The 23780-nt window shown below is 69.6% G+C and carries 16 protein-coding genes and 5 pseudogenes; 15 read left to right on the forward strand and 6 right to left on the reverse strand.

Going from position 1 to position 23780, the window contains the following annotated elements:
• Positions 1 to 340: 340 nt before the first annotated feature.
• Entirely contained in the window at positions 341 to 1396 is a 1056-nt protein-coding gene (locus BCR55_RS26620) for a phytoene/squalene synthase family protein (RefSeq protein WP_065496607.1), read from the reverse strand.
• A 335-nt stretch (positions 1397 to 1731) separates the two neighbouring features.
• Here BCR55_RS26620 and BCR55_RS26625 point away from each other — a divergent pair, with 335 nt between their 5' ends.
• Positions 1732 to 2877 carry a glycerophosphodiester phosphodiesterase gene (locus tag BCR55_RS26625; protein WP_065496609.1) on the forward strand — a complete coding sequence of 382 codons (1146 nt, stop codon included), beginning with the start codon at positions 1732 to 1734 and terminating at the stop codon, positions 2875 to 2877.
• 86 nt (positions 2878 to 2963) lie between these two features.
• Here the strand turns inward: BCR55_RS26625 and BCR55_RS26630 are convergent, their stop codons facing one another.
• A complete protein-coding gene (locus tag BCR55_RS26630; RefSeq protein WP_065496611.1) occupies positions 2964 to 4592 on the reverse strand; it encodes a rhodanese-related sulfurtransferase in 1629 nt (542 codons plus the stop codon).
• A gap of 73 nt (positions 4593 to 4665) precedes the next feature.
• Positions 4666 to 5232, reverse strand: a complete 567-nt coding sequence (locus tag BCR55_RS26635) for a cysteine dioxygenase (protein ID WP_065496613.1) — start codon at positions 5230 to 5232, stop codon at positions 4666 to 4668.
• A gap of 74 nt (positions 5233 to 5306) precedes the next feature.
• Here BCR55_RS26635 and BCR55_RS26640 point away from each other — a divergent pair, with 74 nt between their 5' ends.
• Positions 5307 to 6218, forward strand: coding sequence for a LysR family transcriptional regulator (locus BCR55_RS26640; RefSeq protein ID WP_065496615.1), 912 nt, complete (start codon positions 5307 to 5309; stop codon positions 6216 to 6218).
• A gap of 115 nt (positions 6219 to 6333) precedes the next feature.
• Here BCR55_RS26640 and BCR55_RS26645 read toward each other — a convergent pair whose 3' ends face one another.
• A complete protein-coding gene (locus tag BCR55_RS26645) occupies positions 6334 to 7656 on the reverse strand; it encodes an acyl-CoA dehydrogenase family protein (RefSeq protein ID WP_053298595.1) in 1323 nt (440 codons plus the stop codon).
• Positions 7657 to 8043: 387 nt separating this feature from the next.
• Between BCR55_RS26645 and BCR55_RS26650 the strand changes: the two genes are divergently transcribed.
• The 8 genes from BCR55_RS26650 (at position 8044) to BCR55_RS26685 (ending at position 16131) form a co-directional block, all read left to right on the forward strand.
• Positions 8044 to 9129: an LLM class flavin-dependent oxidoreductase gene (locus tag BCR55_RS26650; protein ID WP_006403655.1), complete on the forward strand. Its 1086-nt coding sequence runs from the start codon at positions 8044 to 8046 to the stop codon at positions 9127 to 9129.
• A gap of 20 nt (positions 9130 to 9149) precedes the next feature.
• The gene (locus BCR55_RS26655; RefSeq protein WP_006403656.1) at positions 9150 to 9989 is read left to right on the forward strand and encodes a class II aldolase/adducin family protein; all 840 of its coding nucleotides are present in this window, start codon (positions 9150 to 9152) and stop codon (positions 9987 to 9989) included.
• Between the two features lie 35 nt (positions 9990 to 10024).
• A complete protein-coding gene (locus tag BCR55_RS26660; RefSeq protein ID WP_065495008.1) occupies positions 10025 to 11059 on the forward strand; it encodes an ABC transporter substrate-binding protein in 1035 nt (344 codons plus the stop codon).
• Between the two features lie 4 nt (positions 11060 to 11063).
• Positions 11064 to 12155, forward strand: coding sequence for an ABC transporter permease (locus BCR55_RS26665; protein ID WP_065496618.1), 1092 nt, complete (start codon positions 11064 to 11066; stop codon positions 12153 to 12155).
• Positions 12149 to 12949 (forward strand): ABC transporter ATP-binding protein, encoded by an 801-nt coding sequence (locus BCR55_RS26670; protein WP_065495010.1) that lies wholly within the window; start codon positions 12149 to 12151, stop codon positions 12947 to 12949. The genes BCR55_RS26665 and BCR55_RS26670 overlap by 7 nt, the downstream gene beginning before the upstream one ends.
• Positions 12950 to 13008: 59 nt before the next feature.
• Positions 13009 to 14190: a c-type cytochrome gene (locus BCR55_RS26675; RefSeq protein ID WP_065495013.1), complete on the forward strand. Its 1182-nt coding sequence runs from the start codon at positions 13009 to 13011 to the stop codon at positions 14188 to 14190.
• Between the two features lie 37 nt (positions 14191 to 14227).
• Positions 14228 to 15190 (forward strand): ABC transporter substrate-binding protein, encoded by a 963-nt coding sequence (locus BCR55_RS26680; RefSeq protein ID WP_006403661.1) that lies wholly within the window; start codon positions 14228 to 14230, stop codon positions 15188 to 15190.
• Between the two features lie 74 nt (positions 15191 to 15264).
• Positions 15265 to 16131 (forward strand): MOSC domain-containing protein, encoded by an 867-nt coding sequence (locus tag BCR55_RS26685; RefSeq protein WP_065495015.1) that lies wholly within the window; start codon positions 15265 to 15267, stop codon positions 16129 to 16131.
• 11 nt (positions 16132 to 16142) lie between these two features.
• Here BCR55_RS26685 and BCR55_RS26690 read toward each other — a convergent pair whose 3' ends face one another.
• Both BCR55_RS26690 and BCR55_RS26695 read right to left on the reverse strand, forming a co-directional pair.
• On the reverse strand, positions 16143 to 17564 hold the full coding sequence (locus tag BCR55_RS26690) for a sensor histidine kinase (RefSeq protein WP_065495017.1): 1422 nt from the start codon (positions 17562 to 17564) through the stop codon (positions 16143 to 16145).
• Entirely contained in the window at positions 17561 to 18235 is a 675-nt protein-coding gene (locus tag BCR55_RS26695; RefSeq protein ID WP_006403664.1) for a response regulator, read from the reverse strand. Before BCR55_RS26695 ends, BCR55_RS26690 begins: the two co-directional genes overlap by 4 nt.
• Before the next feature lie 152 nt (positions 18236 to 18387).
• On the opposite strand from BCR55_RS26695, the pseudogene BCR55_RS33825 reads away from it, so the two are divergent.
• The 5 pseudogenes from BCR55_RS33825 to BCR55_RS26720 form a co-directional block, all read left to right on the forward strand.
• Positions 18388 to 18645, forward strand: a pseudogene (locus tag BCR55_RS33825) (transcriptional regulator); the annotation flags it as partial.
• A 283-nt stretch (positions 18646 to 18928) separates the two neighbouring features.
• A pseudogene (locus BCR55_RS26705) lies at positions 18929 to 20030 on the forward strand (ABC transporter substrate-binding protein).
• A 98-nt stretch (positions 20031 to 20128) separates the two neighbouring features.
• Positions 20129 to 21899: pseudogene (locus BCR55_RS26710) on the forward strand (ABC transporter permease).
• Positions 21892 to 22957 (forward strand): annotated as a pseudogene (locus tag BCR55_RS26715) (ABC transporter ATP-binding protein). The pseudogenes BCR55_RS26710 and BCR55_RS26715 overlap by 8 nt, the downstream one beginning before the upstream one ends.
• 157 nt (positions 22958 to 23114) lie before the next feature.
• Positions 23115 to 23780: pseudogene (locus tag BCR55_RS26720) on the forward strand (porin); the annotation flags it as partial.

The following is a 23780-nucleotide window of genomic DNA, read 5'->3' on the forward strand; positions in this document are numbered from 1 at the left end:
CGGTCATCGTATGATCGACGCAACGCGCGGGTTCACCAAACGGTTACATAAGGCGCGGAAACGCTTACAGCGCGGGCGTTTCCGGCATTTCCCGGTGAAAACCCTAGCTTTACATTTTTACTGCTGCACATCGAGTGCGCGAAGTCGTCAGACGCCTTCGCGGCGCGCAACCGCGCAGGATCGCTGACGATCGTGACACCTCCGTTTCGGCAGCCGAATCGTCGTGCGAAACGCGGTCGGGCGACCGCGGTCGGAGGAAACGCGGCGGCCCGGCGAACGCGGGCCGCGAGAGAGGAACGCCGGCGGCAACCGCGCCGCCGCGCGATGCTTGCCGTGCCGATTACCGCGATGCGATCCGTGCGTCGACCGCGTCGACGAGCGCCGCGATGCGCGCGCGAATCGCCGCGTTCGATCCGACGAACGCGAGCGACGACGCCATGATTCGATAGATCCGCTTTCTCGGCACCTTGGCCGGTTTCGCCGGATCGAGCCAGCCGTCGTGGCCGGCCAGCAGTTCGAGCGTTTCGAGGCCGATCAGGATCGGCCACAGGCACGCGAGCCGCAGCCGCACGAAGCGACGCGGAATCGCCACCGTATACGTACCGGCATCGCGATACTGGTCGAGCGCGACGCGCAGCAGGTCGAACAGCACGCCGCGCGCGCGCGGATACGCGTCGGGTGCGAGCAGATCGGCCGCGCTCAGCCCGTGCGCGGCGAGCGCGTCCTCCGGCAGATAGCAGCGGCCGATCCGCAGATCCTTCGCGCAGTCGCGCAGGATGTTCGTCATCTGCAGCGCCTTGCCGAAGCGGATTCCGCGCTCGCGCATCGCCGGCACGTCCCAGCCGCGCGCCGCGCGCGTGTGCATGGCCGTCATGTCGGTCCAGAACTCGCCGACGCAGCCGGCGACGAGATACGTATAGCGGTCGAGCACGTCGCGCGTCGGGAGCACCGCAAGCTGGCCCGACTGCTCGTCCGGGAACGTGCGCAGGTCGAATTCCATGCCCGACGTCAGCGTCGCGACGACCTTGCGGATCGACGTGCGGTCCGCGTCCGGCTGCGCGCGCAGCAGCGCGAGCATCGGCTGCATCGAGCCGAGCAGCACGTGCTCGTGCGAATCCGTCTGCATCCGCGTCACGTCGTGGAGTGCAGCCGACAGCGCGACGCCGTCGCCGAGCCGCTCGATCTCGTCGCGCAGCGCGTTCAGCAGCGCCGCGCGCCGCTCGGGCACGACGAGCGCCGTGTCGGCGATCGTGTCGGCCGCGCGCGCGAGCAGATACGCGAGACCGACCGGCTCGCGCATGCCGTCGGGCAGCACGCGCAGCGTCAGATAGAAGGAGCGGGAAACGTTCTTCAGCAGGTCGCCGAGCAGATAGGCGGGATCGGTATGAGTCGTCATGGATTCGGAAAAATCGGCCGGTGCGGCACCCGCGCACGTCCGGCGCATGGGCGCCCGCGCCGGCCGCGAGTCGCCGCATCGTCGCGCCCGCACGGCGTCGCGGGCCGGCGCGGCGATGCAAAATTCCCGCAAGTTTAGTGCATCCGGCGCCGGGCCCCGCGGGCGACGGCGGTTCGACGCACGCCGGGCGTCAAAAACAAGAAAGGCACAAGTAATACATATGTAATGATGCGATGCGACGATCGCGTCCCGTTCGATGCCGCGCGGCGCGGCATGATGCATCGCGCCGCCGCAACCGCGTCCTTTTCCGGCTCCCGATTCGAAGGTCCATCGCCATGTTCTTCAAGCGCCCGAGCGTCCTGCGCTGCGTCCCGTTCGCCTGTGCCGCCACGTTCGTGCTCGCCGCGTGCGGCGGCGACGATACGCTGACGCCCGACCCAACGCAGCCGATCTCCGCAAAAATCCAGGTGGTCGGCCACCGCGGCGCGAGCGCGCTGCGTCCCGAGCACACGCTCGCGTCGTACCGCAAGGCGATCGAGGACGGCGCGGACATCATCGAGCCCGACCTCGTGGCAACGCGCGACGGCGTGCTGGTCGCGCGCCACGAGAACGAGATCTCGGGCACGACGAACGTGTCGACGCTGCCGCAGTTCGCGAGCCGCAAGACGACGAAGACGATCGACGGCACGCAGCTGACGGGCTGGTTCACCGAGGACTTCACGCTCGCCGAGCTGAAGACGCTGCGCGCACGCGAGCGCATTCCGCAGATCCGCCCGGCGAACGCCGCGTACAACGACCAGTTCGAGATTCCGACGCTCGACGAAATCGTCGCGCTCGCGAAGCAGATGTCCGCGCAGACGGGACGCACGATTCATCTTTATCCCGAAACCAAGCATCCGACCTACTTCCAGTCGATCGGCCTGCCGCTCGAGGACCGCCTCGTCGACGCGCTGCTGAAGGATCCGTACACGTCGCGCACGGCGACCGTCTACATCCAGTCGTTCGAGGTTGCGAACCTGAAGGCGATCCGCAACCGGATCGGCGCGAGCCAGCCGAACTGGAAGCTCGTGCAGCTGATGGACGAAGCCGCGCAGCGCCCGTACGACTTCGTGAAGGCCAACGACAAGCGCACCTACGGCGACCTGTCGACGCGCGACGGGATGCGCGAGATCGCGACGTATGCGAACGGCGTCGGCCCGTACAAGACCTCGATCATCGCCGTTGCCGCGGACGGCACGCTGCAGCAGCCGACGCCCTACGTGCGCTACGCGCATGAAGCCGGGCTCGTCGTGCATCCGTACACGTTCCGGCCGGAGAACAACTTCCTGCCCGCATCGCTGAAGGATGGCGGGACGCCCGACACGCGCAACACGGCGGGCTCGGTGCGCGAAATCCAGGCGTACCTGCGCGCGGGCATCGACGGCTTCTTTACCGACGATCCGGCGGTCGGCCGGACGGCCGTCGACACGTTCAAGCGCTGAAGCGGCGGCGGATGCGGTGCGGCACATGCGCACCGCATCCGCCACGCACCGTCTCGCACGGCGCGCGGCCGCGCGCCCCGTCGCGGTCAAATCACGCTGAAGTGATGCGTCCCGTCGCGCTTCAGCTGATCGACGAGCCCGTATTCCCAGTCCAGATACGCCTGCATCGCGGCCGCCGCGTTGTCGGTGCCCTCGTACGGCCGCCGGTAGCGGTCGATGCGCGGCGACGCGAGCCGCGTTTCGCCGCTTTCGAGCGGCAGCCCCGCGTCGATCCACGCGGCCGTCCCGCCCGCGAGCACGAACACCGCCGCGCCGTCGGGCAGCCACGCGCGCGCGTCGGCGGCCGCGAAGCGCGCGAGCAGGCTCGACCCGCACGTGAACACATAGCGCGTCGCCGGCGGGATCGCGGCGAGCGCGTCGCGCAACTGTGCGCGCACCGCGAACCACGCGCCCGGGATATGGCGCTTCACGTAGTTCGCGCTGGCCGTCACGTCGACGATCGCGACGTCGTCGCGCTTGCCCGCTTCGAGCCAGCCCGCGAGCGTCGCGGGCGACACGTCCTGCGCCTCGGGCGGCGTCGGCACATTGCGCGGCGGCTCGCCGCGTTCGACGAATGCCGCGTCGCCCGCCGGTTCGACGACGCGCACGTCCCAGCCCATTTGCGCGAGCCACGACGCGGTCATGTCCGCGCGCACGCCGTCGTCGTCCGCGAGCACGATCCGTGCGCCGCGCACCGGCGCATGATGATCAGTCTCTTGCACGAGCTGCCCGCCCGGCGTGCTCAGGAAACCCGGTAGATGGCCGGCCTCGTACTCCTCCGGCGTGCGCACGTCGAAGCGGTAGAGCGTGCGGCCCGGCTCGGCGGCGAGCGCGTCGACGTCCGCGAGCGCGATCCGCGCCACGCCCGCGCGCTCGGCGACCGCGCGCGCCGCGCGGCGCGCTTCCGCACGCAAGGCGGGATCGATCTCGTCGGGAAAACGGCGCGCCGCGCCGTGCTCGAGCGTCTGGCCCGCGAGCGTCCAGCCGATCGTGCCGTTGCGCAGCGCGGCCACCGGGTTCGGCAGCCCCGCGTTGATCAGCGACTGCGTGCCGATGATGCTGCGCGTGCGGCCCGCGCAGTTCACGACGATCCGCGTCGACGGGTTCGGCGCGAGCGCGCGTACGCGCAGCACGAGTTCGGCGCCCGGCACGCTCGTCGACGTCGGGATGTTCATCGTCCGATACTCGTCGAAGCGGCGCGCGTCGACGATCACGACGTCGGCACGCGCGTCGATCAGCGCCTGCACTTCCTGCGCGGACAGCGACGGCGTATGCCGCTCGGCCTCGACCCATTCGCCGAACGACTTGCTCGGCACGTTCACGTCGATGAAGAGCTCGCCGCCCGCGGCCTGCCAGCCGGCGAGACCGCCGTCGAGCAGCCGCACGTCGGTATAGCCGAGCCGCGCGAGCGTGGCGGCCGCGCGCGGCGCGAGATCCTCGCCGTCGGCTTCGCCGTACACGACGATCGGCGTGTCGCGACGCGGAATGCGCGTCCACGCGTCGAGTTCGAGCTTGGACAGCGGAAAGTTCGCGGCCCACAGCGGATGGCCCTGCGCGTACGGATCTTCCTCGCGTACGTCGATCAGCGCGATTTCGTCGCGGGCGAGCAGGCGTGCGCGTACGTCGTGGTACGACGCGACGGGAAAGCGGGAAACGGAATCGGCGGTTGGCGTCACGATGTCTCTGTCGGTTGAACGGGATGTCGGAAAAACGGAAAAAACGGCGGCCTCCCGCGTGCGGGAGGCGGCGTCACGCATTCGAATAGCCGGATACGAACGGTTTCACGGTGCCGTCGTCGAGGAACACCGCGCGCTCGACCTTGCCGATGTTCGCACCGTACACGTGGATGCTGATCGACACGCGATCCGCGAACGCATTCGTCATGCGATGGATGTCGCCGATGCGCGGCGACACGGCCTCGACGTCGCCCGGGCGCAGCCGCGTCGCGTCGCCTGCCGGCACCGGCCGGCCGCCTTCGTCGAGCCGATACGGCTGCGACAGCTCGCCGCCGCGCAGCATGCCGATCAGCCCCCACACCGTATGGTTGTGAATCGGCGTCGACTGACCGGGCCCCCAGACGAAACTGACGACCGAGAAACGCTCGTCGGGGTCGAGATGCAGCAGGTACTGGCGATAGCGCTCGGGATCGGGCTGCGCGAACGCGTCGGGCAGCCAGTCGTCGCGCGCGACGAGCGCCGCGAGCAGCGCCCGGCCCTCGTCGACGATGCGCGCCTCGTCCGCGCCCGACGCGAGCAACGCACGCAAGCCGTCGACGAACGGGCCCAGCGGCGACTGATGCAACGAAAGCGTACTCATCGACCGGCTCCTCGAATATGATGGCCATCATGATGGATCGTCATGATGCACCGGAAATACCATGCAGAACAAACATGAAAATTAGCGATATCGACGCTTTTGCAGCGGTCGTTCGCTGCCAGACGCTGAGCCAGGCCGCGGCCGAGCTCGGCATGACGCAGCCCGCGATCACGCGGCGCGTACAGAACCTCGAGGAAGCGCTCGGCGTGACGCTGCTCGACCGCAACACGAAACCGCCGCGCCCGACCGACATCGGCCGGCAGGTGTTCGACCAGTGCCGCGCGATCCTGCGCGAAGTCGACGCGCTGCGCGAGCTGACGGCCGCACGGCGGCCGCCCGCCGGCGCATTCCGCATCGGCATCACGCAGGGTCTCGGCGAGCGCATGCTGCCCGAGCTGATCGCGCGGCTCGCGAGCCGATGGCCGGCGCTCGCGACGCAGGTCACGACCGCCTGGGGCGGCGTGCTCGTCGAGCGCATCGCGCGGCGCGAGCTCGACGCCGCGCTCGTGTTTCTCGCGCGCGAAATGGTGCTGCCGCCGGCAGTCGAAGGCGAACGACTGCTGGCGACGCGGCTCGTCGCTGTCGGCCGCAAGGGCGACTGGCCGCGCCGCAGCTATCGGCTCGCCGACTGCCATGCGCGCGGCTGGGTGCTCAATCCGGACGGTTGCGGCTTTCGCGCAGGCCTGCGCCGCGCACTCGACGCGCAAGGGCTGCCGATGCCGGTCGCGCTCGACGCGTACGGCCGCGACCTGCAGTTGCAGAGCGTCGCCAACGGCATCGGCATCGGTCTGATGCCGATGCCGCTCGTCGAATGCAGTCCGCTGCGCGATGCGCTCGCGATCGTGCCGCTCGCCGATTTCAAGCCGCAGATCGATCTGTGGCTGCTGCGCCGCCAGGATGCGGCGCGCTTCGCGGCACCGCTCGACGCGATCGCCGCGCAGGCGCGCGAAGCGTTCACGCCGAGCGCACAAGACGAAGCCGCGTAAGCGGCGGCCGGCGCACACGTCGTGCGTCGCGCGACGCTCTCCGGCGGTCGCTCGCCAACGCTCGCGCATTGCGTCGGCCCGATACTCGCGCGTGAGACGTCGTCCGGCCCGAGGCTCACGCATCGCAGCGGCCCGATGCCGATGCGCGAGGCGTCGTCTGGCCCTCGCCCGCGCCCTCGCCTGCTGTGCGGCGCGCCGCCGCGTCGAGCGCCGCGCGTCCGGCCGCGACCGCGATCGCGTCGTCCTGCGGCGTATGCACGCGGCTGCACAGCACGTCGCGATAGTGGCGTTCGAGCGGATTGCGGCGGCTCAGGCCGTGATTGCCGGACAGCTTCAGCGCCTGTTCGACCGCGCGGATCGCCTGCTCCGTCACCGTGCGCTTCACGAGTCCGCTCGTCGTCACGGCCGGCGCATTGCCCGCATCGGTACGCGCGACGTGATCGTCGAGCAGCACACGGTTCGCATGCAGCCAGCCCTCGATCTCGCCGACGGCCTCCTGCACGCGCGGCAGCGTCGCGAGCGGCGCGCCGACGCCGGTCGGCGTGCGCGTCGTCGCGAACGCGAGCAGCCAGTCGTGCGCGGCCCGCGCGACCGCGTCGTAGAGACTGCCGAGCAATGCGACCATCCACGCCTGCTGGTCGGTCTGCGCGTCGACGTCCGCATGACTGGCCGCCGACACCGACCACGCGTCGGGCGTACGCACGTCGACCGCATGATCGAGGGGCAGCCGCACGTCGTCGAACACGACCTCGTGGCTGCCGGACGCGCGCAGGCCGAGATGATCCCAGCTTTCGATCACGCGGATCCGTGCGTCGTCCACGTGAGGATCGCGCCCGACGAGGAACACGCCGACACGCGGCTGCGGTTCGTCGGTGCGCGCCCACACGGCCAGCCAGCGCAGCGCCGGAATGCCGGTGCTGTACAGCTTGTGACCGGACAGCCGCCAGCCGTCGCCGTCGCGACGCGCGATCGTATCGGGCAGCCCGCCGCGCGACGGCGAACCGAGCGCCGGCTCGACGCGCAGCGCGTTGATCAGTGCGCCGTCGGCGACCGCGCTGTCGAACACCGCGCGCCGCACCTGCGCGGGCCAGCGGTTGTCGGGCCGGCCGAGCGCGCGGTGCTGCAGATATGTCATCGTCAGGACGAGCGCGGTGGCAGGGTCGGCGCGTGCGACGGCCGCGACGATCCGGCTCGCGCGCGCGAGCGTCGCGCCAGCGCCGCCAAACTCGCGCGGCACCACCTGCGCGATCAGCCCCGCGCGCTGCAGCCGCGCGAGATTCTCGTGCGGAAAACGGCCGTCGACATCGTTGCGCGCGGCATCGGCCGCGAGTTCGGGCACGAGACGGTCGAGTAGCGCGGCGAGGCGCGTCTCGTCGTCGGGCAGGCGGCGCAGCGACGACTCGCGCGACGGCAGCGAAGCGGCAAGGCTGACGGACATCGGTACGGGTTCTCTCGATAACGGGGAATTGGAGGATGCGGCGGCGTACGACGGCAATACCGGCGGCAGCGCCGCCCTCGATCGGACGCAGTGCCTGCGTGCGCGTCGCGGCCGACGCACGATCTTCATCGATTCACGGCCGCCGGGCACGAACGGCGCGTGTGCCGGTTCCGCGAGCGGTTCGATCTCGATCTCGGTCTCGACCGACATGACATCGCGAGCGCACAGCGTATGCGTAACGCCCTCCCACCCAAACCATGCAAATCTGATATTCAAATCGGGATTGATTATTTCCGTTCCGCATGATCGCGGCGGTAATCTGCGCTCCATTCCCGCCCGGCGGCCGACGACGGCCGCGCGGGCCGTGTACCTCTCCCGGAGACCCAGATGAGCGTCGAATTCATCGGCATGATCCAGAGCCAGAAGCAGTCGGAAATCCATCCGCCGTCCGGCCGCGTCGTCGATCCCGACTATGTGCGCGAGTTCGCCCGCGCGCATGAAACTGCCGGCTTCGACCGGATCCTCGTTCCGCATCATTCGACCGGCCCGTCGGCGACGCTGACGATCGCGTTCGCGGCCGCCGCGACCGAGCGCATCCATTTCATGCTCGCGCATCGCCCGGGCTTTACGGCCCCGACGCTCGCCGCGCGGCAGATCGCGACGCTCGACCAGTTCAGCGGCGGCCGGCTCGCGGTGCACGTGATCTCCGGCGGCTCCGACAGCGAACAGCAGCGCGACGGCGACTTTCTCGATCACGATGCGCGCTACGCCCGCACCGACGAATATCTCGGCATCCTGCGGCGCATCTGGACCGAGCCGCAGCCGTTCGATCACGCCGGCACGTACTACCGTTTCACGCAGGGCTTTTCCGAGGTGAAGCCGTTCCAGCAGCCGCATGTGCCGATCTATTTCGGCGGCGCATCGGACGCGGCGCTCGCGGTCGCCGGCAAGCATGCGGACGTCTATGCGCTGTGGGGCGAATCGCTCGACCAGGTGCGCGACCTGACGACGCGCGTGCGCGCGGAAGCCGCGAAGCACGGCCGACAGGTCCGGTTCTCGGTGTCGTTCCGCCCGATCCTCGCGGCGACCGAGGACGCCGCGTGGGCGCGCGCACACCGGATCCTCGACGAAGCGCGCCGGCTGCGCGAAGCGGCCGGCCTCGGCGCCGGCAGCCCGCAGCAGAGCGAAGGCGCACGGCGCCTGCTCGCCGCCGCGGAACGCGGCTCGCGCGTCGACAAGCGGCTGTGGACCGAGATCGCGAAGCTCACCGGCGCGCGCTCGAATTCCACCGCGCTGGTCGGCACGCCCGAACAGGTCGCCGATGCGCTGCTCGACTATTACGACCTCGGCGTGACGACCTTCCTGATCCGCGGCTTCGACCCGCTCGAAGACGCGATCGACTACGGCCGCGAACTGATTCCGCGCGTGCGCAGCGCCGTCGCCGCACGCGACGCGTCGCGCCGCGCAGCCTGATTCCACGGGAGACGCCGACGATGTCCGCCGTCCTTTCCCCGCCCACGCGCACCGCGTCGGGCCTCGTGCTCGCCGATACGCCGCGCCAGCATTTCTGGTTCGATCCGCCCGCTCCGCGCATCGACGTCGCGGCCGAGCGCCGTCACCGGCAGGAGCGGCTCGCGGCCGCGTTCCGCCTGTTCGCGCGCTTCGGCTTCGCGTCCGGGCTCGCGGGCCACATCACGGCACGCGATCCGGAGCTGCCCGATCACTTCTGGGTGAATCCGCTCGGCGTGCATTTCTCGCAGATCCGCGTGTCGGATCTGCTGCTCGTCAACGCGCGCGGCGAAACCGTGATCGGCACGCGGCCGCTCAACAAGGCCGCGTTCGCGATCCATGCCGCGATTCATGACGCGCATCCGCACGTCGTCGCCGCTGCGCATACGCATTCGACCTACGGCAAGGCATGGTCGACGCTCGGTCGTCCGCTCGATCCGCTCACGCAGGACGCCTGCGTGTTCTACGAAGACCATGCGCTGTTCGACGATTTCACGGGGATGGTGGTCGACACGAGCGAAGGTGCGCGCATCGCGCATGCGCTCGCGAAGCCCGACGGCGGCACGCACAAGGGCGTGATTCTGAAGAATCACGGCATCCTGACGGCCGGCCCGACGGTCGAGGCGGCCGCATGGTGGTATATCGCGCTCGACAACGCCGCGCATACGCAATTGCTCGCCGAAGCGGCCGGCACGCCGCAGCCGATCGATCACGCGACCGCGCGTCACACGCACGGGCAGATCGGCGGCCCCGACGGCGCGCTGCATGCGTTCGACAGCCTGTACGCGCGCGTCGTCGCCGACGAACCCGACCTGCTCGACTGAGCGCCGTTCCGCACGACCGGCCCCGGAGACCCACGATGACCGATACCCCCGTTCTCGCGCGTTCCGACGCGCACGACGCCACACGCCGCCGGCTGCTGCGCGCGGCCGGCGCCGCCGCGCTCGCCGCGCCGGCGATCACGCTCGGCCGCCGCGCGTGGTCGGCGCCGCCGCTGAAGAAGCTCACGTTCGCCTGGAACCAGAACGCGTTCTGCCTGACGCCGATCGTCGTCGCGCAGGAGCGCGGCTTCTTCGAACGCAATGGCCTGCAGGTCGAGCTCATCAACTACAGCGGCTCGACCGACCAGCTGCTCGAATCGATCGCGACCGGCAAGGCCGATGCGGCGGTCGGGATGATCCATCGCTGGCTGAAGCCGCTCGAAGCCGGCTTCGACGTGAAGATCATCGGCAGCTCGCACGGCGGCTGCGTGCGGCTCGTCGGCGCCAAAGCCGCCGGCGTGACGACGCTGCAGGCGCTCAAGGGCAAGACGGTCGGCGTCAGCGATCTCGCCGCGCCCGGCAAGCACTTCTTCTCGATCCTGCTCGCGAAGAACGGCATCGATCCCGAACGCGACATCGCCTGGCGGCAGTATCCGGCCGACCTGCTCGGCGTCGCGGTCGACAAGGGCGAGATCCAGGCGATCGCCGACGGCGACCCGAACCTCTATCTGCTCGAGAAGCGCAGCCAGGGCGCCTATGCGGAGCTCGCGACGAACCTGTCCGGCGAATATGCGCGCAAGGTCTGCTGCGTGATCGGCGCGCGCGGCGATCTCGTGCGCAACGACCGCCCGGCGGCCGCCGCGCTCGCGCGCTCGATCGTGCAGGCGACCGAATACACGCACGACAATCCGAACGAGGCCGCCAAGGTATTCGCGAAGTATTCGCCGAAGATCAGTACGGAAGACCTGCGCAAGCTCTATGCGACGCTGACCTATACGCACCACCCGACCAACGTCGACCTGCAGCAGGAAATCGCGTTCTATGCGGACGATTTCCGTCGCATCAACGTGCTGAAAAAGAGCACGGATCCGCAGCGCTTCGCGCAGCAGGTCTATGCAAACGTGCTGGGGTGACGCGATGTCGACGATCGAATCCGCTTCTACCGCACGCACTGCGCCGGCACAGGCCGGCGGCGCTGGCGCCGCAGTGTCGCGCGTCCCGTGCAGCGCCTGCGACGCGGCATCCGCGGCCGACGCGCGGCGCACGCGCGTGTGGCCCGCCGGCATCGCGGCCGCGCTCGCATGGACGCTGCTCGCGGCCGTCACGCAGCTGTGGCCGAACCGCGTCGTCGGCTTCACCGACTGGGCCTACACGGACACGTTCGCGATCGCCGCCGGCGCGTTCGCCGTGCTGCTGCTCGTCGCCGCGACGCTCGGGCCGCTCGTGCGGGCCGTACGCGCGCCGCTCGCGCGCGTGCACGGTGCGGGCCCCTGGCTCGTCGCGCTGCCGCTCGTGCTCGCCGCCTGGGAAATCGCGACCGCAAAGACCGGCTGGCTGCCTACGCCGTTCTTCGCGCCGCCGCAGGCGTTGATCGAGGTCTACGTCGACGATTGGCCGCGCCTCGCGGGCAGCGCCGTCAACACGCTGAAACTGCTCGCGCTCGGTTTCGCGTACGGCGTCGCCGTCGGCTTCGCGGTCGGCGTGTCGATCGGCTGGTCGCGCCGCATCGGCTACTGGGTGCATCCCGTGCTGCGCGTGCTCGGCCCCGTGCCGGCCACCGCGCTGCTGCCGCTGACGTTCTACTTCTTCCCGACCAGCTATTCGGCCGCCGCGTTCCTGATCGCGCTGGCCACCGGCTTTCCGGTCGCCGTGCTCACGTGGTCGGGCGTCGCGAGCGTGAACCGGCAGTACTACGACGTCGCGCGCACGTTCGGCGCGAGCGCGCGCTTCCTCGTGCTGCGCGTCGCGATTCCGGCCGCGCTGCCGCACGTGTTCGTCGGCATCTTCATGGGACTCAGCGCGTCGTTCACGGTGCTCGTCGTCGCCGAAATGATGGGCGTGAAATCGGGGCTCGGCTGGTATCTGAGCTGGGCGCAGGGCTGGGCGTCGTACGTGAACATGTATGCGGCGCTGATCGTGATGGCGCTGCTGTTTTCCGGCCTGATCGCGCTGCTGTTCGCGCTGCGCGACCGCGCGCTCGCCTGGCAGAAAGGAACCGTCCAATGGTAAGCGCCGCCCCCGCCATTACGCCCGCCGTTGCCGCGCCGCGCGGCGCGCGCATCGACATTCGTCGCGTGAGCCATGCATTCGACGGCCCCGACGGCTCGCTGCCGGTGCTCGACGACGTGTCGCTGTCGGTCGGCGCCGGCGAATTCGTCGCGCTGCTCGGGCCGAGCGGCTGTGGCAAGTCGACGCTGCTGCGGCTCGTCGCCGGCCTCGACGCCGCGCGCGCCGGCACGATCGCGCAGGACGGCGTGCCGATCGCGCGCCCCGACCCGTCGCGCATCGTCGTGTTCCAGGATCCGACGCTCTACCCGTGGCGCCGCGTCCGCGCCAACGTCGCGCTCGGCCTCGAAGCGCGCGGCATGGCACGCACGGCGCAGCATCGTGTCGACGACGCGCTCGCGCGCGTCGGGCTGCAGGCGTTCTCGAACGCGTTTCCGCACCAGCTGTCCGGCGGGATGGCGCAGCGCGTCGCCCTCGCCCGCGCGCTCGTCAACGATCCGCGCCTGCTGATCCTCGACGAGCCGCTCGGCAAGCTCGATTCGCTGACGCGGCTGACGATGCAGGCCGAGCTGATCGCGCTGTGGCAACGCGACGGTTTCTCCGCGCTGCTCGTTACGCACGACGTCGAGGAGGCGCTGTTCCTCGCGCAGCGCGTGATCGTGTTCGGGCCGCGTCCCGCGCGCATCGTCGCCGAACTGCAGGTGGACCTGCCGTATCCGCGCCATCGCGGCGACCCGCGCCTCGCAGCGCTGCGCCACGAAGCGCTGCGCCATCTCGGGCTCGATGCGAGCTGGTAGATGCGGGCTGTCGTTCGCCGGGTAGACTGCATCGGCCGTGCGCGGCAATCGGAGCGCCGATGACGGTGCCGCCGTTCGCCGACTGGGCGCTCGTGTTCCTGCAGTCGCTGTATCGCGCGCAGATCGCGCTCGCGCGCGCGTTGCACGCGGTCGGCCTGACCGGCGACGCCGACGGACAGGCCGCGTGGCCGTGGGCACGGCGGATCGCGCTCGAGACGTTGCGCATCGATGCGGGACTCACGCGACAGCTGGCGCTCGCCTGTGCGGCGACGGCGCTCGCGGTGGCGCTCGGCTGCGTCGCGGTCGCTTCGCGCAGATGGCGCGTGACCGCAGCGATCGGCGCGCTCGCGCTCGCGTGGTGCACGCCGTGGCCGCCCGCGTCGCTGTGGCTTGCGCCGGCCGTGCCGACGAGTTTCCAGCGCAGCCCGGTGCCGTTTTCGGTCGCGACCGTGATGCACGGCGCAAATCTGTATGCGCGGCACTGTGCGGCCTGTCACGGCGCGGACGGCCGCGGCGAAGGGCCGCTCGCCGCGACGCTCGCGCATTGGCCGCCGACCTTCGCGGGCACGCTGCTCGCGCGGCGACTCGACGGCGAGCTGTATTGGCACGTGCGGCACGGCATGCGCGACGCGCACGATGCGCCGTCGATGCCCGGCTTCGCCGCGACGCTCGATGCCGCCGACACGTGGGCCGTGCTCGATTACCTGAAAGCGCTGTCGGCCGGCAGCGGCGCGCGGACGGCCGGCGCGTGGCCGGTGCCGGTCCCGCTGCCGGCACTCGACGTGCGCTGCGGCGAGGCGACGGCGCAGCCGCTCGCGCGCTGGCGCGAAGGACAGCGCGTGCGCATCGTCGCGCTGCGGCCCGGCAGCGCGCCGCCGCCCGAAGACCCGCGCTGGCAGACGCTGCTCGTCACGACCGACGACGCGCCGCTGCCGCCGTCGACGGCCGCGCGGGCGAACTGCGTGGCCGCGTCGCCGGGCGCGTGGCGCACGTTCGCGACGATCGCCGGCGTGCCGGCCGATGCGCTCGGCGGCACGCAGCTGTTCGCGGACCGCCGCGGCTGGCTGCGGATGCGTGCGTTGCCGGGCAGCACGGGCTGGTCGACCGCCGATCTGCTCTGCGGCGCGGACGCCGGCGCAGGCCCGTCGCGCGCAACGGGCGCCGCCGATTCGCTGACCGCGCTGCTGCTGCGCATCGACGCCGAACCCGTACGCGACGTGCAGGCCGGCCTGCCGCATTGACTTCCCCGAACCCTCTCTCCGACGATCGCTCCTGACGATGAATCCGACCCGACGCCACTTCCTCGCGCACGCCGGTGCGCTCGCCACCGCCGCCACGCTGACCGTCGCGCCCGCCGCGCTGCGCGCGCAGGCCGGTGCACGACCGCTGCTGCGTGCCGGCGACCAGAAAGGCGGGCTGCGCGCGCTGCTCGAAGCGGCCGGCGAACTGCACGACCTCGCCTACGACATCGCGTGGACCGAATTTCCGGCGGCCGCGCCGCTCGCCGAAGCGCTGAATGCGGCGGCCGTCGATTGCGGGCCGATCGGCGACGCGCCGGTGATCTTCGCGCTCGCCTCGGGCGCACGCATCAAGGTGATCGGCGCGAACCGCTCGGATCCGTTCGGCACCGCAGTGCTCGTGCGGCCCGACGCGACGCTGAAACGGGCGGCCGATCTGAAAGGCAAGCAGATCGGCACCACGCGCGGATCGATCGGCCATTTCGTCACGCTGAAGGCGCTCGACGCGGCCGGCCTGCCGCCCGACGCCGTGTCGTTCCGCTTCCTGCCGCCGGCCGATACGATGCTCGCGCTCGCGACCGGCTCGATCGACGCGTGGGCGACCTGGGAGCCCTATACGGCGCTCGCCGAAACGAGCGGCCGCGCGCGCGTGCTCGTCAACGGCCGCGGCCTGTGGTCGGGGCTCAGCTACCTCGCCGCGACCGACGCCGCGATCGCATCGAAGCGCGACGTGCTGCGCGATTTCCTGCAACGCGTCGTGCGCGCGCAGCAATGGTCGTACCGGCATGTCGACACGTATTCCGCGACGCTCGCGCGGATCATCGGCATTCCGCCGGCAGCCGCGAAACTGCAGTTCCAGCGTCGCGCCACGCGCTGGCAGGCGATCGATGCAACGGTGATCGCCGAACAGCAGCGCACCGCGGATTTCTACCTCAAGTCCGGGCTGCTGCGCCAGCCGCTCGACGTGCGCACGACGTTCGATCTCGGCTTCCCGCTCGCGTGACCGCCCGCACGGACGGCCGTCGTGCGATCTGGCACAATCGCGACTCGACCGTTTCGTCCACCTCAGCCAGCGTCATGCCAGCCATCGCCGAACTCCACGTCTATCCGATCAAATCCTGCGCCGGCATCGCGCTGCCGCGTGCGCAACTGCTCGATACCGGCCTCGCGTACGACCGCCACTGGATGGTGACCGACGCGCAGGGCCGGATGATCACGCAGCGCACGCATCCGCGCCTCGCGCTCGTGCAGCCCGCGTTCGACGGCGACACGCTCGTGCTGAACGCGCCCGGCATGCGCGAACTGCGCACACCGCTCGACGGCGACGCGACGCCGGCCACGCCGACGATCGCCGCCACCGTGTGGCGCGACACCGTCGATGCGATCGATACCGGCACGGACACGTCGGCGTGGTTCAGCGAATGGCTCGGCGAACCCGCGAAACTCGTGCGCTTCGCGCGCGACGCGCGGCGCGCGTGCAGCGCCAAATGGACGGGCGACGTCGACGCGCATACGCAGTTCGCCGACGGCTATCCGCTGCTCGTGATCGGGCAGGCGTCGCTCGACGATCTGAATGCGCGACTCGCCGCAAAGGGCGCGCCCGCGATTCCGATGAACCGCTTCCGGCCGAACCTCGTCGTGTCCGACCTCGAGGCGTATGAAGAGGATTTCGTCGAGCACCTCGATGCCGACGGCGCGACGCGCGTGCGGCTGCGTCTCGTGAAGCTCTGCACGCGCTGCCCGATGCCGACGATCGACCAGCGCACCGGCGCGCCCGATCCGGCATGGCCGCACGAACCGACCGATACGCTGCAGACCTATCGCGCGAATCCGAACTACGACGGTGCGCTGACGTTCGGCATCAACGCGATCGTCGTCGAAGGCGCTGGTGCGTGGCTCGAGGTCGGCCAGCCGCTCGATGCGGAGATCGGCTTCGGCGATTAATCTAGTCGCGCTCAGCGCACGCGCGACGCCCCGTCGTCCACTGCCGGCAAACTCACCGTGACGATCAACCCGCCGCCCGCCGCACCGGCCAGCGCCACGCTGCCTCGATGCACGCGCGCGATCTCGCGCACGATCGACAACCCGAGCCCCGTGCCTTCCACCGTCTGCGTCGTGCTGCCGCGATGGAAGCGCTCGAACACGGCATCGCGCTCGTCTTCGGGAATACCGGGCCCGTTGTCGATCACGTCGAGCCGCGCGCACTGGCCCTCGCGCGACACGCGCACCGTGATCACCGCGCGGTCGCCCGCATAGCGGATCGCGTTGTCGATCAGGTTGCCGATCATCTCGCCGAGCAGATCGGGCTGGCCGAGCACCGTGACGTCCGCATCGTGCTCGAAGCCGAGATCGATGTCGCGTGCGCGCGCGACCGGCGACCAGTCGAGCGTCACGCTGCGCGCGAGCCGATGCAGCGCGACCGTCTTGTGCGCGACCGCATGGCCGCTGTCCGAATCGAGCCGCGACAACGACAGCAGTTGCTGGACGATCTTCGCGGCCTGCCGCACCGCGCCGTTCACGCGACGCAGATGCACGTTCACGCGCGGCTGCTCGTCGGGGCGCAGCGCCAGTTCGACGCCGGCCTGCACGGCCGCGAGCGGCGTCTTCAGCTGATGCGCGGCGTCCGCGAAGAAGCGCCGCCGCGCGACCTGCATCCGCTGCGTACGACCGATGTACTGGTTGATCGACTCGACGAGCGGCGCGAGTTCGCTCGGCATCCCGCCCGTATCGAGCGGCGTCGGGTCGTCCTCGCTGCGCGCGGCGACCGTCGCCGAGAGCCGATTCAGCGGCCGCAGCCCGCGCCCGACGCCGAGCCATACGATGCCGAGCGCGAGCACGACGAGCAGCCCTTCCTGCAGCAGCGAGCCGACGAGAATCTGCCGCGCCAGCGCCTGGCGCGCCTCGATCGTCTCGCCGACCATCACCCAGACGATGCGCGTCTGTGCGGTCGGCACGTCGTGCACCGGCACGCGCAGCGCGGCCATGCGCAGCTGCTCGCCGCGATAGACGACGTCGTAGTAGTGCGTGACGAACAGCGTGCGATCGCCGGCCGCGTCGTCGCCGGGCGGCAGCGGCAGGTCGGGATAGCCGGTGATCGTGCGGCCGTTGTCCTCGCGGATCAGGTAGTAGATCTTGCCGCCGTCGCCGGATTCGAACATCTCGAGCGCGAGATACGGCAGGTCGACCTCGATGTCGCCATCGTTGAGCCGCACGCCTTCGCGGATCGACTTCAGCGACGAGGACAGCGTGCGATCGAACGCGACGTGTGCGGCGCTCATCGCGCGCTGGTATGTGAGCCAGGAATCGAAGGCGAGCAGGCCGAGCAGCGGCAGCAGCAACCACAGCGCAACCTGGGCCCGCAGGTTCGGCTGCTTCACGCGTCGGCCTTCGCTTCGAGCAGATAGCCGAGCCCGCGCAGCGTGACGATCGCGACGCCGCTGTTCTCTAGCTTCTTGCGCAGCCGGTACACGTAGATCTCGATCGCGTCGGCGTTGACGGATTCGTCGAGGCCGAAGATCTTTTCCGACAGCGTTTCCTTGTTGATCGCGCGGCCGTTGCGCAGGATCAGCACCTCGAGCACCGAGCGCTCGCGCGGCGTGAGCGGCAGCGGCTCGTCGGCGAGCCGGAAGCTGCGATCGACGCTGTCGTAGGCGAGCGGCCCGCATTCGACGCGCGAATGCTCGTGGCCGAGGCTGCGCCGGATCAGCGCGCGGGCGCGCGCCTCGAGCTCGGTCAACTCGAACGGCTTCGCGAGATAGTCGTCGGCGCCGAGGTCGAGACCCTTCACGCGATCCTCGACCGATCCGTGCGCCGTAAGGATCAGCACCGGCACCGGATTGCGGCGTGCACGCAGCCGCCGCAGCACCTCGAGCCCGTCGAGCTTCGGCAGCCCGAGATCGAGGATCACCAGCGCGTAGTCCTGCGTGCGCAGCACGTGGTCCGCCGCCTCGCCGTCCGCCATGTGGTCGACCGCGAACCGCGCGGCACTCAGCGCGTCGTTCAGCGACTGCGCAAGGAGGGGATTGTCTTCGACGAGCAGCACACGCATGGCGATTCCGGTCAGGCAAACGTCAGGCCGCTACATTACATGATCCTTTCCGCACCGACGCCTCGCACAAACCCCGGTTGCGCGGTCGCATGCAGCGCAGCCGATCGCCGGCGAGTCACGCACGAAACGGCGCTCGCGAAGCAGATCGAAGCATGTCCGCGGCAGGCCATCGCCTCGATCGCTTGCAAGGACTGCGCTTCGGCGCCGACGACTACATCACGAAGCCGTTCGACCGGGCCGACGTCGTGGCGCGCATCCGCACGATTCTGCGCGGGCTGGACGCGGATGCCGACGCGCTGGAGCGCACCGTCGACAGTCATATCGGCCGGCTGCGCAGGAGGCTCCAATGCGCGGGCGCTTCGGCCATGCCGGAAGTCATGTGCGGCGGCGGCTATCGATTGCGCGGCGTCGGTAACGGCTCGCGGCGACGCGTTGGCCGCGCGTCGCGCGCGTTGGCGGCTTTCGCGCCGATCCTCGCCGTGCCGTCGCCGTGCGCATGGCACGCGCCCCCTTGCCCTGCCCGCCATCCCTGCCGCGAGCCGCGACAAACTGCGGCCTCGCCGCATCGACCTCGGGAAATCCATGACGCGGACGACACAATCGTCAACGGAAATGAAAGCAGGCTGAAAGTGCATCGCACTTAACATCCGCGTCACTCGAACGACACAACAGAAAACGTAACTGGAGGAAGACATGCCGTTTGCACCGAAGCATCTCGCCGCCGCGCTGGCGATCGTCACGGGCGCGGCCGCCGGCACCGGCAGCCGCGCAGGTCCCGGCCGGGTATCCGGGCAACTACCAAGGCGTGATCGACGCCGCGAAGCAGGAAGGCAAGCTGATCGTCTACTCGACGACCGACACGGGCCTCGTGCGGCCGCTGATCAAGGACTTCGAAAGCCTGTACGGCGTCAAGGTCGAGTACAACGACATGAACAGCACCGAGCTGTACAACCGCTACATCAGCGAGAACGCGGCGAGCAGCACGAGCGCCGACGTGCTGTGGAGCTCGGCGATGGACCTGCAGGTGAAGCTCGTCAACGACGGCCTGATGGCGTCGTACGACTCGCCGGAAAGTGCGCACGTACCGTCGTGGGCGCAATACCAGAAGCAGGCATACGGCACGACGTTCGAGCCGCTTGCGATCGTCTACAACAAGCGGCTGATCCCCGAAAACGAAGTGCCGAAGACGCGCACCGACCTGATCAAGCTCCTTGCGTCGCAGCCCGACAGGTTCAAGGGCAAGCTGACGACGTACGACGTAGAGAAGTCCGGCGTCGGCTTCAACGCACTGACGCAGGACGCGCACCTGAACGAGAAGGTCACGTGGGAGCTCGTGAAGGCAATCGGCGCGACCGGCCCGAAGCTGCAGTCGAGCACGGGCGCGATGATGGAGCGGATCTCGTCGGGCGAGAACCTGATCGGCTACAACATCATCGGCTCCTACGCGTACGCGAAGGCGAAGAAGGACAAGTCGATCGGCTACGTGTTTCCGAAGGACTATACGCAGGTCGTGAGCCGTCTCGCGACGATCTCGAAGAAGGCGAAGAATCCGAACGCCGCGAAGCTGTGGGTCGACTATCTGCTGTCGAAGCGCGGCCAGACGCTGATCGCGAACCAGGCGAACCTGTACGCGATCCGCACGGACGTGACCGGCGAAACGTCGGCCGCGAGCCTCACGAAGGAACTCGGCGATTCGCTGAAGCCGATCCCGATCGGCACGGGCCTGCTCGTCTATCTCGACCAGTCGAAGCGGCTCGCCTTCCTGAAGCAATGGCAGCAGGCGATCAAGCGCTGATCCGCTGACGGCCGCCCGCGCGACGCCGCGCGGGCCGCACCCTTCCCCTTTCCGATTTTCCTTGCGGCGGCCATTCCGATGGCCGCAGGGGCGAACTCATGCTTTCAACCAGCACACGCGGAGCGGCCGCCGCCGTTCCGCCTCACGCCGGCAACGGCGACGCGATTCCCGCGCTGCCCGCACGCAGCCTGCAGCCGCTCGCCGGCATGCTGCGCTGGATCGTCGTCGCGGTGCTGACCGTCGCGGTCGCGCTGCCGCTCGGCTTCATCCTGTTCCAGAGCCTGCTGTCCGCGCCGTTCTTCGACGCCAGCAAGACGCTCGGCATCGAAGGCTTCCGTTTCATCTTCCGCGACCCCGACTTCTGGTCGGCCGTGAAGAACTCGTTCATCATCGCCGCGGGATGCTGTTCATCTCGATCCCGCTCGGCGGCATCCTCGCATTCCTGATGGTGCGCACCGACCTACCCGGCCGCCGCTGGCTCGAACCGCTGCTGCTCACGCCCGTGTTCGTGTCGCCGATGGTGCTCGCGTTCGGCTACGTGGTCGCGGCCGGCCCGGTCGGCTTCTACTCGGTGTGGTTCAAGGAACTGTTCGGCGCGCAGAGCGTGCCGTGGAACGTCTATTCGATCTTCGCGATCACGGTAATCGTCGGCCTCACGCACGTGCCGCACGTGTACCTGTACTCGTCGGCCGCGCTGCGCAACCTCGGCTCGGACGTCGAGGAAGCGGCGCGCGTGACGGGCGCGCGGCCGTTCCGCGTCGCGCTCGACGTGAGCCTGCCGATGACGATGCCCGCGCTGCTGTTCGCCGGCGTGCTCGTGTTCTTCCTCGGCTTCGAGGTGTTCGGGCTGCCGCTCGTGCTCGGCGATCCGGAAGGCCATCTCGTACTCGCCACCTATCTGTACAAGCTGACCAACAAGCTCGGCGTGCCGTCGTATCACCTGATGGCCGCGGTCGCGGTGTGCATCGTCGCGATCACGTTTCCGCTCGTGCTGCTGCAGCGCCGCCTGCTGAAGACGGCCAACCGCTTCGTCACCGTGAAGGGCAAGGCCGGCCGCTCGACCGTGCTCCCGCTCGGCGTGTGGCGCTGGGTCGCGCTCGCGATCGTCGCGCTGTGGCTCGCGCTGACCGTGATCGTGCCGATTTCCGGGATCGTGCTGCGCGCGTTCGTCACGAACTGGGGCGAAGGCGTCGCGCTCGGCGAAGTGCTGACGCTCGCGAACTTCACCGAGCTGTTCGAACAGGACAACCTCGTGCGCGCGATCGTCAACACGCTCGGCATCGGCGTGATCGGCGGCGCCCTCGCGGTCGGCTTCTACTCGCTGGTCGCGTTCGCGGGCCATCGCCGCCACGACTGGGCGACGAAGCTGCTCGACTACGTCGTGCTGCTGCCGCGCGCGGTGCCGGGCCTGCTCGCCGGTCTCGCGTTCCTCTGGATTTTCCTGTTCGTGCCCGGGCTGCGCGAGCTGAAGAACTCGATGTGGAGCATCTGGATCGCGTACACGGTCGTGTGGCTCGCGTACGGGATGCGGCTGATCCAGAGCGCGCTGCTGCAGGTCGGCCCGAGCTCGAGGAAGCCGGACGCAGCGTCGGCGCCACGCGCAGCCGCGTCTCGCTCGACGTGACGCTGCCGCTCGTGCGCTTCGGGCTGCTCGCCGCGTGGCTGCTGATCTTCATGATCTTCGAGCGCGAATACTCGACCGCCGTCTATCTGCTGTCGCCCGGCACCGAAGTGATCGGCGCGCTGCTCGTGTCGCTGTGGGCGACCGGCGCGGTCGATCAAGTCGCCGCGCTCTCTGTCATCAACATTGCGATGGTCGGCGTCGGTCTCGGCGTGGCCCTGCGTTTCGGAGTGAAACTTCATGGATAAGCTTATCGTCGACGATCTGCATCTCAGCTACGGCGCCAATCCGATCCTGAAAGGCGTGTCGTTCGAACTGAAGGCCGGCGAAGTCGTGTGTCTGCTCGGCGCGTCGGGCAGCGGCAAGACGACGCTGCTGCGCGCGGTGGCCGGCCTCGAACAGCCGTCCGACGGCCGCATCCAGCTCGACGATCGCGTGTTCTTCGACGGCGCGCAGCGCATCGATCTGCCCGTCGAGCAGCGCTCGCTCGGGCTCGTGTTCAGTCGTATGCGCTGTGGCCGCATCGCACCGTCGCCGACAACGTCGGCTACGGCCTGAAGCTGCGCCGCGTCGCCGCGGCCGAACAGAAACGCCGCGTGCAGAACGCGCTCGATCAGCTCGGCCTCGGCCACCTCGCGGAACGCTTTCCGCATCAGCTGTCGGGCGGCCAGCAGCAGCGCGTCGCGATCGCACGCGCGCTCGTCTACAACCCGCCCGTCATCCTGCTCGACGAGCCGCTCTCGAACCTCGACGCGAAGCTGCGCGAAGAAGCGCGCGCGTGGCTGCGCGAGCTGATCGTGTCGCTCGGGCTCTCCGCGCTCTGCGTGACGCACGACCAGACCGAAGCGATGGCGATGTCCGACCGCATCCTGCTGCTGCGCAACGGCCGCATCGAGCAGGAAGGCACGCCGGCCGAGCTGTACGGCGCGCCGCGCTCGCTGTATACGGCCGAGTTCATGGGCAGCAACAACCGGATCGACGCGCGTGTCGCGGCCGTCGACGGCGAATGCGTGACGCTCGCGGCGACGGCTGGGAGCTGCGCGCGCTCGCGCGCGACACGCTCGCGCCGGGCCAGGATGCGCAGGCCGTGATCCGCCTCGAGCGCGTGCAGGTCGCCGACGGCCCGGGCGCCAACCGGCTGCAGGCCGACCTCGTCACGTCGATGTATCTCGGCGACCGCTGGGAATACCTGTTCCATTGCGGCGACATGCGGCTGCGCGCGTTCGGCCACGTGCCGCGTGCGGCCGGCAAGCACTGGATCGAGTTTCCGGCCAACGACTGCTGGGCATTCGCGAAAGCGGGCTGACCCGGGCGGCGTGTGCACGCCCGCACGTGTGCACGCCGCACCCATCGCACCACGCGCTCCGCGTGCATTTGCGCGCGGACGGCCGGCGGCGTCCGCCCGGTCGGCTGCGCGCCGCATCCGTTTCACCTCAACCACAAGAACCAAGGAGACACCGTCAATGAAGTCACGTTCCCTCCGCGCCGCCGTTCTGACCGGCTCGGCCGCCGTCGCCGGTCTCGCGGCCGGCGCCGCGCACGCGCAATCGTCGGTCACGCTGTACGGGATCATGGATGCCGGCATCGAGTACACGAACCACGCGGCGCCGGAAGGCGGCAGCTCGGTCAAGCTGAAGTCGGGCAACAAGAAACACGTCGCGCTGGGGTTTGCGCGGCGTCGAGGATCTCGGCGGCGGCCTGAAGGCCGTGTTCCGGCTCGAAAGCGGCATCGATCTCGCGAACGGCGCATTCGACGACGGCCCCGACTCGATCTTCGCGCGCCGTGCGACGGTCGGCCTGAAAGGCAAATGGGGCGAGCTGACGCTCGGCCGCAACTACACCGTCACCTATGACTACCTGCTGCCGTTCGACCCGATGGGTTATGCGCAGAACTACTCGTGGGCGACGTCGTCGATGGCGACCGGCGGCCGCAAGGACGGCATGTTCACGCGCTCGTCGAACGCAGTGCGTTACGACGGCGAGTTCGGCGGTTTCAAGTTCGGCGCGATGTACGGCTTCGGCAACGTGCCGGGCAGCGTGAAGACCAGCTCGAAATACGACGTCGCGCTCGGCTACGAGACGGGCCCGTTCGCAGCCGTGGTCACGTTCGACCGGCAGAACGGCGCGGC

The sequence above is a fragment of the Burkholderia sp. CCA53 genome, assembly GCF_001685525.1.
Lineage (GTDB): Bacteria > Pseudomonadota > Gammaproteobacteria > Burkholderiales > Burkholderiaceae > Burkholderia > Burkholderia multivorans.

Bases quoted from the DNA above. Each gene is read 5' to 3' on its own strand.
- BCR55_RS26620 (WP_065496607.1), bottom strand. From the start codon at position 1,396: ATGACGACTCATACCGATCCCGCCTATCTGCTCGGCGACCTGCTGAAG.
- BCR55_RS26625 (WP_065496609.1), top strand. From the start codon at position 1,732: ATGTTCTTCAAGCGCCCGAGCGTCCTGCGCTGCGTCCCGTTCGCCTGT.
- BCR55_RS26635 (WP_065496613.1), bottom strand. From the start codon at position 5,232: ATGAGTACGCTTTCGTTGCATCAGTCGCCGCTGGGCCCGTTCGTCGAC.
- BCR55_RS26640 (WP_065496615.1), top strand. From the start codon at position 5,307: ATGAAAATTAGCGATATCGACGCTTTTGCAGCGGTCGTTCGCTGCCAG.
- BCR55_RS26645 (WP_053298595.1), bottom strand. From the start codon at position 7,656: ATGTCCGTCAGCCTTGCCGCTTCGCTGCCGTCGCGCGAGTCGTCGCTG.
- BCR55_RS26650 (WP_006403655.1), top strand. From the start codon at position 8,044: ATGAGCGTCGAATTCATCGGCATGATCCAGAGCCAGAAGCAGTCGGAA.
- BCR55_RS26655 (WP_006403656.1), top strand. From the start codon at position 9,150: ATGTCCGCCGTCCTTTCCCCGCCCACGCGCACCGCGTCGGGCCTCGTG.
- BCR55_RS26660 (WP_065495008.1), top strand. From the start codon at position 10,025: ATGACCGATACCCCCGTTCTCGCGCGTTCCGACGCGCACGACGCCACA.
- BCR55_RS26665 (WP_065496618.1), top strand. From the start codon at position 11,064: ATGTCGACGATCGAATCCGCTTCTACCGCACGCACTGCGCCGGCACAG.
- BCR55_RS26670 (WP_065495010.1), top strand. From the start codon at position 12,149: ATGGTAAGCGCCGCCCCCGCCATTACGCCCGCCGTTGCCGCGCCGCGC.
- BCR55_RS26675 (WP_065495013.1), top strand. From the start codon at position 13,009: ATGACGGTGCCGCCGTTCGCCGACTGGGCGCTCGTGTTCCTGCAGTCG.
- BCR55_RS26680 (WP_006403661.1), top strand. From the start codon at position 14,228: ATGAATCCGACCCGACGCCACTTCCTCGCGCACGCCGGTGCGCTCGCC.
- BCR55_RS26685 (WP_065495015.1), top strand. From the start codon at position 15,265: ATGCCAGCCATCGCCGAACTCCACGTCTATCCGATCAAATCCTGCGCC.
- BCR55_RS26695 (WP_006403664.1), bottom strand. From the start codon at position 18,235: ATGCGTGTGCTGCTCGTCGAAGACAATCCCCTCCTTGCGCAGTCGCTG.